Source organism: Xenorhabdus sp. TH1, assembly GCF_037260955.1.
Lineage (GTDB): Bacteria > Pseudomonadota > Gammaproteobacteria > Enterobacterales > Enterobacteriaceae > Xenorhabdus > Xenorhabdus griffiniae.
Window position 1 is genome coordinate 70,910 of sequence record NZ_CP147734.1, and the last position, 16,672, is coordinate 87,581.

General features: G+C 41.2%; 13 protein-coding genes and 1 pseudogene. 8 read left to right on the forward strand and 6 right to left on the reverse strand.

Annotated elements, in window-relative coordinates; genetic code table 11:
- Nucleotide 1: 1 nt before the first annotated feature.
- Together WDV74_RS00305 and WDV74_RS00310 are read right to left on the reverse strand one after the other, a co-directional pair.
- On the reverse strand, nt 2-2,422 hold the full coding sequence (locus tag WDV74_RS00305; RefSeq protein ID WP_338883963.1) for an acyl-CoA reductase: 2,421 nt from the start codon (nt 2,420-2,422) through the stop codon (nt 2-4).
- A 1-nt stretch (nt 2,423) separates the two neighbouring features.
- Nucleotides 2,424-3,554, reverse strand: a complete 1,131-nt coding sequence (locus tag WDV74_RS00310; RefSeq protein WP_338883965.1) for an acyl-protein synthase — start codon at nt 3,552-3,554, stop codon at nt 2,424-2,426.
- 605 nt (nt 3,555-4,159) lie between these two features.
- Here WDV74_RS00310 and WDV74_RS00315 point away from each other — a divergent pair.
- Nucleotides 4,160-4,726, forward strand: coding sequence for an Ail/Lom family outer membrane beta-barrel protein (locus WDV74_RS00315; RefSeq protein WP_338883966.1), 567 nt, complete (start codon nt 4,160-4,162; stop codon nt 4,724-4,726).
- An 84-nt stretch (nt 4,727-4,810) separates the two neighbouring features.
- Here the strand turns inward: WDV74_RS00315 and WDV74_RS00320 are convergent, their stop codons facing one another.
- Complete coding sequence (locus tag WDV74_RS00320) at nt 4,811-6,010, reverse strand: NAD(P)/FAD-dependent oxidoreductase (RefSeq protein WP_338883967.1); 1,200 nt, start codon at nt 6,008-6,010, stop codon at nt 4,811-4,813.
- A gap of 298 nt (nt 6,011-6,308) precedes the next feature.
- Here WDV74_RS00320 and pitA point away from each other — a divergent pair, with 298 nt between their 5' ends.
- The 3 genes from pitA (at nt 6,309) to WDV74_RS00335 (ending at nt 9,599) form a co-directional block, all read left to right on the forward strand.
- On the forward strand, nt 6,309-7,799 hold the full coding sequence (gene pitA / locus WDV74_RS00325) for an inorganic phosphate transporter PitA (RefSeq protein WP_338885497.1): 1,491 nt from the start codon (nt 6,309-6,311) through the stop codon (nt 7,797-7,799).
- A gap of 174 nt (nt 7,800-7,973) precedes the next feature.
- The gene (locus tag WDV74_RS00330) at nt 7,974-9,443 is read left to right on the forward strand and encodes a transposase (RefSeq protein WP_338883968.1); all 1,470 of its coding nucleotides are present in this window, start codon (nt 7,974-7,976) and stop codon (nt 9,441-9,443) included.
- A gap of 12 nt (nt 9,444-9,455) precedes the next feature.
- Nucleotides 9,456-9,599, forward strand: a complete 144-nt coding sequence (locus WDV74_RS00335) for a hypothetical protein (RefSeq protein WP_338883969.1) — start codon at nt 9,456-9,458, stop codon at nt 9,597-9,599.
- A gap of 224 nt (nt 9,600-9,823) precedes the next feature.
- On the opposite strand, the gene WDV74_RS00340 is transcribed toward WDV74_RS00335, so the two are convergent.
- The 3 genes from WDV74_RS00340 to uspB all read right to left on the reverse strand — a co-directional run bounded on the left by WDV74_RS00340 (nt 9,824) and on the right by uspB (nt 11,626).
- Entirely contained in the window at nt 9,824-10,324 is a 501-nt protein-coding gene (locus WDV74_RS00340) for an AAA family ATPase (RefSeq protein ID WP_338883971.1), read from the reverse strand.
- A gap of 9 nt (nt 10,325-10,333) precedes the next feature.
- Nucleotides 10,334-10,819, reverse strand: coding sequence for an NUDIX domain-containing protein (locus tag WDV74_RS00345; RefSeq protein WP_338883972.1), 486 nt, complete (start codon nt 10,817-10,819; stop codon nt 10,334-10,336).
- A gap of 477 nt (nt 10,820-11,296) precedes the next feature.
- Entirely contained in the window at nt 11,297-11,626 is a 330-nt protein-coding gene (gene uspB / locus WDV74_RS00350) for a universal stress protein UspB (RefSeq protein ID WP_338883973.1), read from the reverse strand.
- Nucleotides 11,627-11,924: 298 nt separating this feature from the next.
- On the opposite strand from uspB, the gene uspA reads away from it, so the two are divergent.
- The 4 genes and pseudogenes from uspA (at nt 11,925) to WDV74_RS00370 (ending at nt 16,672) form a co-directional block, all read left to right on the forward strand.
- Nucleotides 11,925-12,356, forward strand: coding sequence for a universal stress protein UspA (uspA, locus tag WDV74_RS00355; protein WP_338883974.1), 432 nt, complete (start codon nt 11,925-11,927; stop codon nt 12,354-12,356).
- Between the two features lie 258 nt (nt 12,357-12,614).
- Nucleotides 12,615-13,958, forward strand: coding sequence for an NADP-specific glutamate dehydrogenase (gdhA, locus tag WDV74_RS00360; RefSeq protein WP_338883975.1), 1,344 nt, complete (start codon nt 12,615-12,617; stop codon nt 13,956-13,958).
- Nucleotides 13,959-14,059: 101 nt separating this feature from the next.
- Nucleotides 14,060-14,485 (forward strand): annotated as a pseudogene (locus WDV74_RS00365) (transposase); the annotation flags it as partial.
- 402 nt (nt 14,486-14,887) lie between these two features.
- Nucleotides 14,888-16,672, forward strand: a complete 1,785-nt coding sequence (locus WDV74_RS00370; protein WP_338883976.1) for a hypothetical protein — start codon at nt 14,888-14,890, stop codon at nt 16,670-16,672.

Here is a 16,672-nt window from a genome sequence, read left to right on the forward strand (position 1 = left end):
ATTAATATTTACGCAAGTCGATGAATAATGGTGTTTTCCCACTATGTTCATTGCGGTGAAATTTTGCACTTGAAGTGGAAATGACGTCTAAATTCAGCAGGTTTCCTGCAACAATTTCGGCGATTTTGGGATCTTTCAATAAATTTTGGCGCACAGTGTGGGGATCGACATGATCAACCCATAGCTGAATGTTATCGACACCATCACGGTTATGGTCGATTATCCATTGCACGGGTAATGCCAATTGTTCAGACAAATCAGCAAGATTGAAAAAAATACTGCCTACACGTAACAGGGAACCATGGCGTTCTTTAAGTCGGAAACGTGGTGAAGTCAGTCCACAAGAACAGGGTTGATTAATCCAGCAGCCGAGATCCCCTAAATCATAGCGTTGGACGGGTTGTGCTTCACGGTGGCGGGAAGTGAATACCAGACGACCTGTTTCACCTTCTGCTACGGGTTGATCATTCTCTATATTGAGAATTTCTAGCCATTGAGTATCAGCCATTAAATGGAAAACACCGTCCTCGCTGGCTGCGCACGCATGACCCATTGGCCCAGCATCGACTGAACCGTAAATTGTTGAACGTATCAGGGTAACGCCAAAGCTGGTCAGGAAGTTTCGTTGATTTATATTGAGGTGTTCGCCCCCCAGTAATAGCTTACGAATACCACCATATTGGCGTAGTTTGGTTTCTTCATTTAGAAATAACCGATGTATCGTGCTTGGCATACCCACCAGCGTATTAATGCGTTGATGTACGATAAAATCAGCGATTTCACTAAAATCATTATCAGTAGGGCCACCCATTGGATATTGTGTCACGCCCAATTTATCCAAAATGGTGAAGAAGCTCATCATGCCACCGTACAACTTCCCGCCATACAGTAGGTTCATGACGCGATCGGTTGCAGGTTCAAGCCCTGAGGCAAATACGCCATCGGCTGCGGCTTGCATCTGCCGGTGGTAATCATGGTAGCTATAAGCAGCCAACTTAGGCGTACCACTGCTGCCACCACTGCGGAAAAACAGGCGAGCCTTATCGTTAGGAACCAATGCCTGAAAATCTGCCTTATTCATGACAGGCCGGTTTTCTAATCCGTGTGGACACGATGGCGGTACATCAAGATGGGCGCAACCTGCCATTAAATCAGACGCAAGGCTGACAGATACGCGTTTGGTAAGGCGCGATAATGCGTAGACGCCATCGTGTGGCTCACCACTATAACCATCATGCATCTGTCCCGCCGGTGTGATTCGACTAACGCCCGCAGCAAACAGGGTATGACTCATTTCGGTGATATGCTCTTGACGGGTAATCAAAGCACAGCTTTGTAGATAGTTACGCCAGGGCAGCAAAATAGAACACAAATGTTGACGTGGCGCAGGGCGTATCTGCAATGTGCGGAACAAAGGAGACGCCGCTAATTCTTTTTCGTGTCGCCATATCACTCGCCAGCCGTCGGCTTGCCATATTTCACCGCGAACCTGCGTAAACGCAAAATCGAGTTGTTGGAAAGCCGTTTGCGTCGTAATTTCAGCAGCCTCCTGAATATCCGGTTTCAGGGCTGGATGCAATCCGGCACGGCGTTGCAAGGCGGCCGCCATGCGTTGTCCGATATGTTGTAAAACTTCAGGATCATCGCTATCGACCAGCAAACATTGCGGGCTGGAACAGGCTTGTTGGTCATAACGACAGATATCATCCGCCAATGCATCCAATTGGGTATCATCGGCAGCGTCAGGGCTTAACCAGGCAATACTGATACGATGCCCCCAATCTATCCAGCGGCAACCTGCGGGAAGTTGAGCACGAATGGATGCTAGGGAAGAATCGCTGCCCCAGGCAGAAACGGCATCAGACTGACTGAACAGCTCGGACAATTGCGTCACGGGCAATGGTAAGACGGCTATTCGAGTAGCTAAATCACCTGAAATATCGTGGGCTAAAAATTCTGCCAGTAGCTGTGCACTAAATCCGTTGTCGTTACTGCTTGGGCGTAACCAGTTAATATTCCCCACCAGCAAGCTCTCTATCACGGCCATAAAAGGCAGAAGTTCAGCATTGGAAGGCGTAATGTGGACGACCACGCCTAATGGCTTCCAGGTTTCATATCGGTTCTGGTTGTAATCGAATCGACGCAGTGAAAAAGCGTTTTGCCCAAGCTCCCGCTCCAGCTTGGTTTCCAGAGCTTCACGTTGGCAAAAAGCGATAAGCGCTTCCCTAATTTGGGTATTAAACAATGGATGTTCGCCTAAATTGGAAAGATATTCGGCAAAGCGTTGCGCGCAATCAAGTACCTGCTCAGAAGTATGGGAATGTGCCAGCAAATCAGGTAAACGCTCACGCAACTTCGCGATTTCTTGCTCTGCCAGTTGCTCTGAAAAAATCGGATTATTCATGGTTTTTACGGAAGACATATCAAGATCTCTTAATCAATTCTGAAGCGGCAATCGCACAACTACGGCTTTTGCTAGTGCCAGCGCGGCCAAGCAGTTCAAACCAATCTGTTTCAAGTTCACAACCACAGCTTTCACCGGAATGCAGTACAGCCAGGTCACTTGTAACGATGCTGTGGGCTGGGCAGGAAGTGATATAAGGTGAGGTAAGATGCAGAAACCCCGGTTTCCCGTAAGGCTGGCAGGTTAAGTTAGTGGTATGGCGCACATAGGCACGGGCGTAAACTGGAACGTGGAAATGATGGTGAGAACATTCAACATAAGGAACTGGATGTTCAACGGAGCCATAACCATCACGACAGCGAATATCAGGGATACCTAATTGCTCGGTTATTCGTTGATACAGTTCTTTTTTAGGAATGGACTTATCGGCATGTGTTTTCCAGCCTCCGCCGAGGAAAACCAGCGATTCAGGATGTAATTTTAGTGTTGGCAGTCCCATTTGTTCCATTCTTTGCAGGGTGAACCACAAAAAGGCAGGAAAACCGAAAATCCGCACTGGCAATCCTTCTTGGGAAAATTGCTGGAGTGCTGTAATAGTACCGAAGGGATCGAATTCATTACCTTGTCCGTTATGGCGCAAAGCATAATAAGCTCGATTTACCGGCGCATATTTACACAGGAATTGATCGGTATAGGCTGTACCCAGAGTAACGGCACCAGCAGGTTCATAGCTAAGCAGCAGGTAGTTACAGGATTGATCAGGGGTATTCCAGCCATAATAGTCAAAAATACAGTCCACCATATGTTGGGCAGCCGCAATACTGGCAGCATCATAGCGCATACGGCTTTTTTGTCCGGTGGTTCCAGAGGACGTCAGTTCCAGCGCATCGTGTGCACTATCGCTAAGTATTAGGTTACGTTTGAAATAATTGGCAAATAGCAAAGGCAGATTTGACCAATCATTCAGGGTCATTAGCGCCTGTTTATCCAAGCCATGATCTGCCAGCCACTGCGCGTAACCCGGAGTATGTTCGCAGTGATAAAGTGTCAATTCGCACATGGCGTTATTAAATAATGCATCATATTCGGCACAAGCACGGTAAGGATGTGTGATAGCACACAGTGCTTTGACGTGAGGTAAGTTTTGCATATCAGTACTCATTCTTCAGTAACAGCTATAAAGAATTATTAATTAAAATACCTTAATTAATATTTGATTATTAGGTTGGGTGTAATTATTTTTGATAGACTAAATTCATTATTTTATATAATGAATGATGGTATCTGTTTCAATTTAATTATTTGGGCGTTGTTGGAGGATGATATGTTGGATCTGACAGTGGTCATTTTTGAAAATAGCGATATAACGGGTAATATTAGATGTTTTTTACCGTCTTACAGTTCATGTCAGTCCTGCGTTTGCGGAGCGCATTATTTCAAACCAAACGATAATAATCAAACTGTTTATCTAATATTTTGTCTTTAATGTAATCATTATTTAATATACCAATTTTATTATTTATTTTTATATATGACGGATTGAGTTTATTTTGGTGTGTGAATGGGGGTAGGGAAAATACCTATTTTAGTGAGAATTTAAGAAATAAAAGTATCACCATAACATGCGGTGTAAATAATAATAATTAATTGTGATTATTTTATATAAATTATTTTTATTGGGTTATATTTTACGTTGTGTTTTTTTGTGATTTATGTATATTGCTGCGCGATTTATACAATAAAGAGATACTTATAATGAAAAAAGCGCTATTGACTTCAGCTATCATTGCGGGGTTATCTATTTCTTCATTTACAGCGCATGCAAGTGGCAAACATACCCTTTCATTAGGCTATGCCCAAAGCGATATGAAGATGCAGATTGAGGGAGAAGAACTAAACCTGAAGGATTTGGATAAAGCTCCAAGAGGCCTCAACCTGAAATACCGTTATGAAATTAATGATAACTGGGGCTTTATCAGCTCAGTCACACAAACCAAGCTAAAAATAAAATACTACCATTATTCCAATGGGTTAGATGTTGGTAGCGAGGACATTACTTATCGATCATTGATGGCTGGCCCAACATATCGTTTCAATGAATATGTCAGCGCCTATGCTTTGATTGGTGCAGCTAATGTTGAAGATAAAGCTCGTATGTTTGCACAACCAAGTGTAAGTAAAAAGAAAACAGCGGTTGCCTACGGTACAGGGTTACAATTTAACCCGACAGCAAGTTTAGCTGTTGATGTTTCCTACGAATATTCTGATTTAAACCAGGCTAAAGCAGGAACGTGGACAGTTGGCGTTGGTTATCATTTCTAATTTGATCCAATAGCTATCCCAAAACTTCACCCTGAATATCAAACTGATGTATGAGTATTTAGGGTGTTGTTCTGTCCAATATTCTCAATTTTTAGGGAATATCAAAGCCTGTGCACAAGCCCACGCCGAACTCCAAGCCCACTGGAAGTTATACCCACCAAGCCAACCGGTTACATCGACCACTTCACCAATAAAGTACAGTCCCTTCACCTTGTGAGCTTCCATCGTTTTTGATGACAACTCGTGCGTATCCACGCCGCCAAGAGTTACTTCCGCTGTACGATAACCTTCCGTACCATTAGGTTGCACCTGCCAGCATTGCAGGGTGGTGATTAGCGCTTTTTGTTGTGTGGAATTAAGTTGTTTCAGGGACAGTTCTGGCAATTGTCCAAGAGACTGTAAACATTCCACCAGACGTTTGGGCAGCAATTTAGCCAGTGCGTTTTTCAAACTCTGATTGGGATGAGATTCTCGTTCTTTATCCAGAAAACGCCCGAAATCGGTGTCAGGAAGTAAGTTAATACTCACATACTCACCAGGCTGCCAATAGCTGGAAATCTGCAAAATAGCTGGGCCAGAAAGACCACGATGGGTGAATAGAATATTTTCCTTGAATACAGTGCCATCTTTTGCGGTTACAACAGAAGGAACCGAGACACCGGAAAGGGTTTGCAGTTGTTCCAGCAGGGGTTTATGTAAGGTAAAGGGAACTAATGCCGCACGTGTAGGCAAGATATTGAGTCCAAATTGTTCCGCGATACGGTAACCCAAAGGAGAAGCTCCCAGGCCAGGCATGGATAAACCACCGGATGCCACAACAAGTGAGTGTGCGCTTACCTTTTTTCCAGCCGCCGTAATGACAAACCCCAGCTCTTTCTTCTCGACATGAGTCACTTCACTGCGCAATTGGATCGTTACCTGACCTATTTCACACTCTTGCAAAAGCAAGTCTATGATTTGTTGGGCTGAGTCGTCGCAGAAAAGCTGTCCCAAGGTTTTTTCGTGGTAAGGGATACCGTAACGCTGTACAAGATCAATAAAATCCCACTGGGTATAGCGAGCAAGTGCTGACTTACAAAAATGGGGATTGGCGGAAAGGTATGCCGTCGGTTCGGTATACATGTTGGTGAAATTGCAACGTCCTCCACCGGACATCAAAATCTTGCGGCCGGCTTTTTTGCCATTATCCAGTACCAGAACGTTTAATCCGGCAAGCCCAGCTTGTGCAGCACAAAATAAGCCGGCAGCGCCAGCACCAATAATAACTACATCAAATTTTTCCATTCATTTGTCTCTTTTAGCCGAGTTTATTGTGGGAATTCACTGCATTGTGAGGGCTCTGTTCACGAACTACGGAGAAAAATAGGCATTTGGTCTAACTTTCTGCGGTAAAAAGTTATTTTTCATTAAAAAAATATCAAAATATTAAAATTAAATAACTCTTTGATATAGTTAATAAATGCAAGGATTTTTATGCTATTTGACCATGATTAAATCAAAAAAAGGTCATATTTCTCTTTTCCCGTTAACGTTTGTCACTGATAATGCGCGCGTTCATGTCCTACTAACTGGCTTAACGTTTATGCTACATCTGTTTACTGGCCTGGAATTTTATACCGGCCTTATGTTAGTACTTGCTCTGTTGTTTGTGCTTTTCTATGAAGCCATCAATGGGTTTCATGATACCGCAAACGCAGTAGCAACTGTTATTTATACCCGGGCAATGCGTTCACAGCTTGCTGTTGTGATGGCAGGGGTTTTTAACTTTTTGGGTGTTCTCCTTGGTGGGTTAAGTGTCGCTTATGCGATTGTGCATCTACTACCGACGGATCTTTTACTAAATGTCAGCTCAGCCCACGGTTTAGCTATGGTCTTTTCCATGCTGCTGGCGGCGATCATCTGGAATTTAGGTACGTGGTATTTCGGCATTCCTGCATCCAGTTCCCATACGTTGATTGGTTCTATTATCGGCATCGGCCTGACTAATGCGATAGTGACCAATTCTTCAGTGGTTGATGCGTTGAATATTCCGAAGATGATACAGATTTTCATGTCCTTGATCCTGTCTCCTCTTGTTGGCTTGATCATTGCCGGCGCGATGGTGTTTTTACTGCGTCACTACTGGAGTGGTACAAAAAAACGTCGTCGTATCCATATGACGCCTGTTGAGCGTGAAAAACAGGATGGCAAACGTAAACCCCCATTCTGGACACGTACTGCCCTGATCCTCTCTGCTGTTGGTGTGAGTTTCTCCCACGGAGCGAATGATGGTCAGAAAGGTATCGGTTTGATTATGCTGGTTCTGATTGGTGTCGCGCCTGCGGGGTTTGTCGTCAATATGAGTTCAACCAGTTATGATATTGCCCGTACTCGTGATGCCGTTGTTCACTTACAACAGTATTATGGGCAACATGCGCCAGCGTTAACTCATGCGATTGAGCTAAATCCAGCTATTTCTCCTGTTGAAGATCAGCTAGATATGACGTTCCATTGCGATAGTTCACGCGCATTAGTGGTGCTGAACAAGGCTGAAAGCATGTTGGCGAGTATTCAAAATTTCAACGAATTAACGCCCGATCAACGTAACAGTATGCGCCGTATGTTGATGTGCGCTGCTGATACAACCAACGTTGTGGCTAAGCTGCCAGAAACCAGCCTTGAAGATGCTCGTTTCCTGAATAAGCTGCGTAAAGATTTGCTCAGTACGGTGGAATATGCGCCATTATGGATCATTGTTGCCGTGGCTCTTGCCCTGTCTTTAGGCACAATGGTGGGCTGGAAACGAGTTGCTGTGACTATCGGTGAGAAGATTGGCAAAAAAGGCATGACTTACGCCCAAGGTGTTTCTGCACAGGTGACTGCTGCGGTTTCTATTGGTGTTGCCAGCTATACGGGTATGCCAGTATCCACGACACAAGTGCTCTCTTCTGCGGTAGCGGGGACGATGTTGGTTGATGGTGGTGGTGTGCAGAGCAAGACCATCAAGAACATCATGTTGGCGTGGGTTTTGACGTTGCCGATTTCCATTGCATTGTCGGGCTTACTGTATTGGATCGCTCTGAAATTGATCTAATCACATCTTAGAAATTGATCTAATCACATCTTAGAATAAGTATCCCCCGGCATAGCCGGGGGGTTTTCATATGCTCCTATAAGGCTTTCTTACCAGCCGCGCCCTAACGAGGGTGTCGTAAAAGCCCATGTTATCCATTAAGATCGGCGCTCTTCCTTTAGGCGCCGATCTTTTATGACCTTATTCACCCGAAAACTGGAATCGTCTGTTCACACCCAACGTCAATTTGTCAAAGCGCAGCATTTACCTGTATTGGATGGCTCTCTTTCCCTTGGGGATTATCTCAAGCAAATGGGAGAACGCAGTGCACTTATTGTCGCGGAGAGCCTGGATGAACAAGACTGGGGACCTTTCGAACGTCATTATGCTTCAACAGGCAGGGCTCCTTATTCTCCCCGCTCCATGATGGGGATCCTGCTTTATGGGATCATGAAAGGACAGCGTTCGCTCAGAGCACTTGAACGCTTGGCGCGTTTAGATTTGGGCTGTATTTGGGTCAGTCAGGGAATTACCCCTGATCATGCCAGTCTTGGACGTTTCATTTATCAGCATCAAACTGTCCTGACGGGGATGTTTTTTAAAGAGCTGGCCTTATCTGTTTTGCGCCGCAGTCAATCCGGTATTTCGTGTCTGGCTGGTGACGGGACAGTGATTGAGGCCATGTGTTCTCATTATCATCTTTTGACTCAGGCAGCCATTTCCCGCGAAAAAAAGCCCCTCAGTGCAGCGCCTGCCACGGGGCAGACAGAGAAACGTCTTCAGCAATTGGAACAGGGCACAGAAGTATTACGACGCCGGCAAGAAAACCGGGAAAAAAAGGGGAAAGATGGTAGCCAGTTACGTATTAATCCCACAGAGCCAGACGCTGTCGTCCAGAAACTCAAGCGGGGAAAGGGATTTTCAACAGCCTATAAACCGTCTGTTTTAGTCAACACAGGACGTATTATCGTCGCCCAAACCGTAGATCCATCCAGTGAGACACGGGTAATGGCGGATTTATTGGTGCAGAATTTCAATTTATCGGGATATCATCCGGACAAATTGTTGTTGGATGCCGGTTATTTCCATGACGCGGTGATGGCTGAGGCACAAAAATATCAGATCTCGCTGTTTTGCTCTGAAAATTCAACCCGGCAGAGCCCCCGAACAATCTCCCCCAAATCGTTATTTATCTATGAGGCTGAGAAAGACACTTATCTCTGCCCTGCCCATCATTCATTATCGTTGAAAAGCACCGTGGCCGCGTCAGAAAAAGTGCGCGGCTATCGGGTCTATGGCAGTGCCAATTGCACCCAATGCCGGCAAAAAACCCAATGTACACGGGCCAAAGGTGGAAGAAAAATAAAACGCTATCGGGAAGATGAAAAGCGGGATGAACTGCGTTTGCATATGGCTAACCCTGAGTCAAAACGGATATTGAGTCAACGAAAGAGCAGAGTAGAACCGGTATTTTCAGCTTTGCGGGGAATTCAGGGACTGGAGCGCTTTCGGCGTAGAGGATTATCAGCGGTAAAGCTGGAATTTACCCTGCATGCGATGGCCTATAACTTATCAAGAGCAGTGGCTCTGATATTATGGATGATTTTCAGCCTGTTATTGGTTCAAATAACAGGCACTGAAAAATGGGAGAGGCTCTCAACTTAACGCGTTGCAAAAATGACCTCCCCCCTTTTACGACACCCTCTTGCTGGCGGGGCTGACTATGTTGCTGAATACTTTGACGCTGATATCGGAATATATACTCTGGAAGAACTGATCAGGATAGCAATAGTTGTTCTTGGTTCCCTCATTGATGTGTAGATACCCATGCCTTTATGGTCTTGCTCATTCAGTGCCGGAGTTATAATAAACAGTCTAGAGTTATTTTTTTCGGTTTTTCACTCGTTTTAACCTTATTATAAATATATCTATGATGAAAGTCACTCAGTTTAAGTTGAATTAAACCAATTATATTTATAATCGTTTTCAACCATAAAATGATTAATGGAATATAAAATAAAACGATATGCATATTTTTGATAACCTTAACGAGTGTTCATTTTTCGTATTGCATTAATACACGATAACACATTGCTGGCTATAACAATTTTACTGGAAAAAATTGTATTTTTATAAAGAAACTTATCAAGCCTCTTATCATATTTGTACGAAAATAGAATAAGGTGTAAAGTATTCCATAGTGTTTCTCTTGGTTGTTTTCCCATCATTTTTGAAACTAAGAATCTTTTGAACAATCGAATAACTCTCAACCAATATGGAACTTCTATTTTTAGAATTAGTGAGCATTCCGTAAGGAGCTGATACATGCGTTTATCGTATGCACCTTCGACAACCCAATCAATTTTATTAATAATTTTGTTAATGTGCATATCCATAAATTCTTCCGAATTTTTTACGAAATGAGTCCCACTTAAATCCCAATAGATTTCGTCAAATTCATATACAGGAACATTAAATTCATCTGCTAATTTCTTCAATATCGTTGACTTTCCTGCTCCAGATGGACCTATTATACAAATTTTCATCGTTCAACCTTAGTTCACATCCCCCAAATAAATAGGAGAACCACGGGAAAAACTATTTTCTACAATAAAGGGGCGCAGAGCTAAAGGAAATATTGGCAGGTTTATCACATCCCCCAGACTGATCCATTGAGCACCTATTTGATCCCTATCCGCATTGTGACTTAGGTTACGAATATCAGGATTCTTATCGGTAATCGAAGCAAGAAACATCAATTCAACTTGATGAACGTCTTTATCAAATTCAGCGAATTCATGATTGCTTCCTATATATTCTCTAACAAATACCAACCGTGCTGGTTTAATCTTGTATGTCGTCTCTTCAAGACATTCCCTAATTAATGTTTGAGTCAGTGTTTCTCCAAATCTTTGTCCCCCTCCTGGAAGGGTATACCATTCATCTGAATCCGATTTATATCTTACAAGTAAAATCTTATCTTTGCGAATAATGATGGCTTTTGCTGAAATACGAACAGTGACCGTATTACTTTTATTCACGAATTATACTCCGATACAGCGGTGTTTTTATGCCCTGCACACATCGCACATTTATTCCTTTTTTTCCATGATCTTTGATGTCCACAAAAAACCATGCCACCAATAGTGTAGAAACTCTTGACTAAACATACCATCTTCATTGCGCTTTTTAAGACCAATCAAAGAAATATTTGGAGGAGACATTATAAAATTCTTGTTGAATTTTATGGAAACTGTCTTCGCTGAATTGCTGCGCTTCAGCCATTTTAAATGCAATTGTAGAACAAAAAGATCTGTCTAAGCATGTTTATGAAGACGAACAGGCAATTCATCAAATGCATTATATTGAATTGTTTTTATGTTAGTTAAGTCATATTTTTGTGCGCATAACATTATGCTCGATAAAAGTTGATCATCTGCATCTAAAACATAAACTTCTGAATCAGGATAAAGATATGCAGCAACTAGATCGGGAATTCACCATTTCTCACATTTACGTCAGATCATCATCGCTATTAGGCATAGCAGGACAACGCCACATAGTATTTCTGTCAATATAAATTGTTTCCTCATCCTTTCGCACAACAGGACGACATCAGGGTCGTGATGATTGATATAACTTTGTGAATTGATGTAACGCACGAGCCGCATCTGCTTATTGAATTGACCATTAGTTTTAAAAAAACCATTTCCATCAACGGCTTGATACAGCAGGGGATCTGACTCGCGTAAAATGGACAGAAGTACACGGAGCGAAGAAAAATAGCGCATTATGTTAATAATGCAGATAAGGCAAACTGCCCAAAATAGTGCAATGGTATTGAACATACTTCCTCCCTCCTGATTGTGGCAGTAAAGATTGCCAATAGCTGCCAGTAAAAGAAGAAACCAATAGGAAACATTTTGATTTGAATAATAACTATATTAAATCTTAGTTAAAAATACAGTGCTTAGTAGGTATCATCGTAAGGCATATGATCCGCTATTGTGGCTGGTTTGAAAGTAAAACAATAAGTTGTGATCACAACAACACTCAAAAGACACATTGAGCGGTTATAGTATGAACATCGAATCATGGCGTTTAATGTTGCCAATCCATTTAAACGACGTTATGGAAGGAGTTCTTATGGCTTACAAACATATTCTTGTTGCGGTTGATTTATCTCCAGAAAGTCAGGTTTTGGTGGAAAAAGCCGTATCATTGGCAAAACCGTACAATGCCAAAGTTTCCCTGATCCATGTTGATGTTAACTACTCTGATCTTTATACCGGCTTGATTGACGTAAATCTTGGCGATATGCAGGAGCGCATCGCGGATGAAACGCGTAATTCCCTGAAAGAACTTTCTGCTGGTGCAGATTATCCTGTTCAGGAAACGTTGAGTGGTAGTGGTGATTTAGGACAAGTCCTTGTGGATGCGATTAAACAATACGATATGGATCTGGTTGTATGTGGTCACCATCAGGATTTTTGGAGTAAGTTGATGTCTTCAGCTCGCCAGCTTATTAACACCGTTCATGTTGATATGTTGATCGTACCTTTACGTGACGAAGAATAATCTTCGGTTGATATTTTATTTCGTAAAATCGCCTGCTTATGCAGGCGATTTTTTTATCCTTAGAAAAGATAATGAAACTAGTTTAGAAATTGTCAAAGTAATTTTTGAGAAAATAGACAAAAAATAGTTGTTGAAATTTAAGCATAGAACAGTGCTATATTCAGAAAGCAAACCGTAATTACCTCACATTTTCAACAAAAAAATAATATGGAAAATGGCAGGGGGTCATCACATCTGAATGACAAAAAGGAAGCCCAAATGAATGTTTCATTATCTTTAGTTTCATTTCTCGATTCGGTTCAATCCCGTAATCAGCATCAAGTAGAATACCTACAGGCAGTACGAGAAGTGTTGACCTCTCTCTGGCCTTTTCTGCAACAAAACCCGCAATATTGTGAGCAAGGGTTATTGGAACGTCTGGTGGAGCCGGAAAGAGTTATCCAATTCCGCGTCTGCTGGGTGGATGATCAAGGGAAAGTACAGGTTAACCGCGCATGGCGTGTTCAGTTCAGTTCTGCCATTGGGCCCTTTAAAGGTGGGATGCGTTTTCACCCTTCTGTGAATCTTTCTATCCTGAAATTTTTAGGTTTTGAGCAGACATTGAAGAATGCGTTGACAACGCTGCCGATGGGAGGCGGAAAAGGGGGTTCTGATTTCGATCCCAAAGGGAAAAGCCACGGCGAAATTATGCGATTCTGTCAGGCATTGATGACAGAACTTTACCGCCATCTGGGGCCAGATACCGATGTGCCTGCCGGAGATATTGGTGTAGGCAGCCGTGAAGTCGGTTTTATGGCTGGTATGATGAAAAAATTGTCCAACAATACGGCGTGCGTTTTCACGGGTAAGGGCCTGTCTTTTGGTGGCAGCCTGATCCGCCCCGAAGCTACCGGATATGGGCTGGTCTATTTTACCCATGAAATGCTTAAACGCCATGGTATGGAACTTGAAGGCATGCGAGTATCTGTGTCCGGTGCGGGGAATGTCGCCCAGTATTCTATTGAAAAATGCATGGAGTTGGGGGCGAAAGTCGTCACTGTATCGGATTCAGGCGGCACGGTATTGGATGAAGATGGTTTTACAGCGGAGAAACTGGCTCACCTTCAAGAGATTAAAAACCAGCGCTACGGCCGTGTGGAAGAGTATGCCAAAGAGCGTGGACTGACTTTCCTCAAAGGCCAGGATCCGTGGTCCATCCCTGTGGATATTGCCCTGCCTTGTGCGACGCAGAACGAACTGGATTTGGAAGCGGCGAAGACATTGATTAAAAATGGTGTGAAAGCTGTTGCGGAAGGCGCCAATATGCCGGCGACGATTGAGGCTACTACGGCTTTCCTTGAAGCAGGTGTTTTGTTTGCACCGGGCAAGGCAGCTAATGCGGGTGGGGTGGCAACTTCGGGTCTGGAGATGGCACAGAACGCAGCGCGTCTGAGTTGGAAAGCAGAGAAAGTGGATATTCGCTTACATCACATCATGCTCGATATCCATCAGGCTTGCGTAGAATATGGTGGAGAAAAGAAACAAACTAACTACGTACAAGGCGCAAATATCGCTGGCTTTGTCAAAGTGGCGGATGCGATGTTGTCACAAGGCATTATTTAATATAACCAATAGCATGGTCAAATTGCCTGTTCCAAGAGCAAGGTTTTGGTGCACATCCTAAATCGCTCTGGGGAGGAACAGGCAATAAACAATGAGTAGAAATGTTCGGCGATGTTGATGGCTTTTGTCGTTTTTGTATTCCGCAATGGAAGCCGTTTTGTCTCAATAACGGGTATCGTCTGCGCCGCAGACAAGACACATGTATCCTAGCGAAACCATAACCATTCGGCTCTTCTTTCACCTGTCATATTACTGTGATTTTAAAAATTTTTATCTGGAATTTCTTCAGGAAAAGCCAGTGTTGCCGTCTTTTGTGCAGTGAATAGCACGCTTCATATCATCGCCATTGGTAGGCTACGTATTCATCATAAAAAGCGACGAAATATGAAAGCTCGCCTATAAGCTGGATGGAATAATATAATATAATATTATCAAGGCGTTTTATCATTAAAACCATTAATAGGCAGTTAAAAATCATTTCTCAAATAGGATATTTACGCCATCGAAATATAAAAGAATTTCTGTTGATTTTTAGCTGGCGTGTTTTCTAGTGACACGGCTTAAACAGAATTCTGGGTAATAAACATAATTATTAAAATAAAATCAATTTGTTAATTAATATTGAATTCAGAGAATGGCATCATATTATTTCTAATTGTATGAATCATATGGTGAATATTGAATATAAATAAAATATTTGACAGGTTAAATTAATGTTGTTATAAAAAAATAACAAAATGTTAACTTTTTAGTAACGTTTTGTTCCGGTTGGGTTTCTTAAAATTGGAGAGAAAATATGAAAATGCAAAAACGTGTACGCAATGTTGCTTTCCGTCCTTTAAAAAGTGAGAACAGTAAATAGTGCTAAGAGATGTGAAGGCTGCTAAGGCCTTCACATTAAAAGAATAAAAACAACATGGATATGAAATATGAGACATTATAATGCAACAAAGGTATATTGCGATAGAATACTTGCTGGAACAAAAACGGGTGAAATAGTACTTTTTGACTTTGACGATTTGGATTGTTTGGATGAAAAAAAAGTGTCTAATGGAACCATTTCAGCAATAGATATAAAAAACGGTATTTTTGCAGCTTTATCACAAAATTATGATGTAATTATAGGTGAGGTTTTATCTGAAAAGATAAAAATAAATGGGGTTTTTAATGGGCTGAATAATATAATTGAAGATGGATACCAGGTTTCAAGAAGTGAGAACCAAGGTATAGCTCTTAATTCTGATGGTAAAAAAATTGCATTTAGATCTCCTAATTCAACATGCATGATAGCTGATTTATCAGATATGGAAAATATAGTATCAAATTTTAGGTTTGATGTGTTATATGATATTGTCACGTTATGTTGGACAGAAAATGAAAATATTTTGGTTGGTTTTAGTAATGGAATTATTGGTAAAATAAATCTTAAAGATGATTCTATAAGAACTATTAAATTAGATAACATCAATGAATCTATACACTGGTTTGAAAAAGTGAATGATTCCGAATACATTATCGCAACAGATGCTCGATGCGTTGTACGATTAAATGAGCATGATTTAAATTATAAGATTGGTCCAAAATTTTCCGATGATGATTTTGAGCATGTGACATATGACCATATAAATAAAGTTGCTTATGCAACATCGTTTGATAGAAGAGTGTACAAAATTGACATTGAAAGCCTGGAGAATATAGAGGTTATTTATGAAGCTAGATTTAAAATAAGATGGTCAGATTTAATATATAAAGATAATACTCCATATTTAATATTGCAGATTAGAGATGGAAGTATAGTTAAATTAAATTTATCAACAAGAAAGGTTGAAAAATTAATAAGAGAAACCCAGCCTGCTTTTTGGACGTATGTAAGTTATTTAGACAAAAAATTATTCTTTGGTGAAGATGGCGGTTATTTTTTTTCTTTCAATGACAAACAAAAATATATATTTGACTATAGGATAAAAAAAGAATACGAAGGATATTATATAAAACGAGCTATCTCGAATGATAAGTTACTCGTTTTAGGTGGTACGAATGGTAAAGTTATGATTAAAAATTCTGAAGATGATTTTAAAATAATTAGAATTGGATCTCCTGTACGTGATTTATGCTTTGGCTTAAACAATGTTATATATATTGCTTCAGAATCCGGAAATGTATATAAAATAGAAGAATGTAACGTTAATGTCATATATAAAAGTGAATCAGAACCAGTATGGTCTATATCGTTTAATTTTGATTTATGTATGTTAGCCATTGGAGAAAGATTTGGAAATGTAATCATACTTGATAGTTCAAATGAGTATCACGTAGTAGCATATACTGATAGTAAAATTCCTAAAAGAATGAAATGGATTAATAAAAATAAATTAGCGGTAGTTAATTCCAGTAATATCGACTTAATCACATATAATGAAAAAGAAAAATCATGGGTTAACATATCAGAGTATTATAAAGGAGGATTCAATACTATTGAAGATTTCATTGTTCATAATGGCAGTATTATTATAGGAATAAATTACAATCGTTATATTTTAAGCTGGCATTTAGAAACTGGCGAAGTATTAGGTAAATTGTTTTGGGATCAGGATTACGCAAAAGGGATAATGAATTTAGATGAAGAAAAATTTATTGTCTATGGGCGGAATAGTAAAGTAAAAGAATACATTATGCATGATAATGAGATACTTCTTACAAGAATAGTCAATTAA

Coding starts and splice junctions, on each gene's coding strand:
- WDV74_RS00305 (WP_338883963.1), bottom strand. CDS start 2,422: ATGTCTTCCGTAAAAACCATGAATAATCCGATTTTTTCAGAGCAACTG.
- WDV74_RS00310 (WP_338883965.1), bottom strand. CDS start 3,554: ATGCAAAACTTACCTCACGTCAAAGCACTGTGTGCTATCACACATCCT.
- WDV74_RS00315 (WP_338883966.1), top strand. CDS start 4,160: ATGAAAAAAGCGCTATTGACTTCAGCTATCATTGCGGGGTTATCTATT.
- WDV74_RS00320 (WP_338883967.1), bottom strand. CDS start 6,010: ATGGAAAAATTTGATGTAGTTATTATTGGTGCTGGCGCTGCCGGCTTA.
- pitA (WP_338885497.1), top strand. CDS start 6,309: ATGCTACATCTGTTTACTGGCCTGGAATTTTATACCGGCCTTATGTTA.
- WDV74_RS00330 (WP_338883968.1), top strand. CDS start 7,974: ATGACCTTATTCACCCGAAAACTGGAATCGTCTGTTCACACCCAACGT.
- WDV74_RS00335 (WP_338883969.1), top strand. CDS start 9,456: ATGACCTCCCCCCTTTTACGACACCCTCTTGCTGGCGGGGCTGACTAT.
- WDV74_RS00340 (WP_338883971.1), bottom strand. CDS start 10,324: ATGAAAATTTGTATAATAGGTCCATCTGGAGCAGGAAAGTCAACGATA.
- uspB (WP_338883973.1), bottom strand. CDS start 11,626: ATGTTCAATACCATTGCACTATTTTGGGCAGTTTGCCTTATCTGCATT.
- uspA (WP_338883974.1), top strand. CDS start 11,925: ATGGCTTACAAACATATTCTTGTTGCGGTTGATTTATCTCCAGAAAGT.
- gdhA (WP_338883975.1), top strand. CDS start 12,615: ATGAATGTTTCATTATCTTTAGTTTCATTTCTCGATTCGGTTCAATCC.
- WDV74_RS00370 (WP_338883976.1), top strand. CDS start 14,888: ATGAGACATTATAATGCAACAAAGGTATATTGCGATAGAATACTTGCT.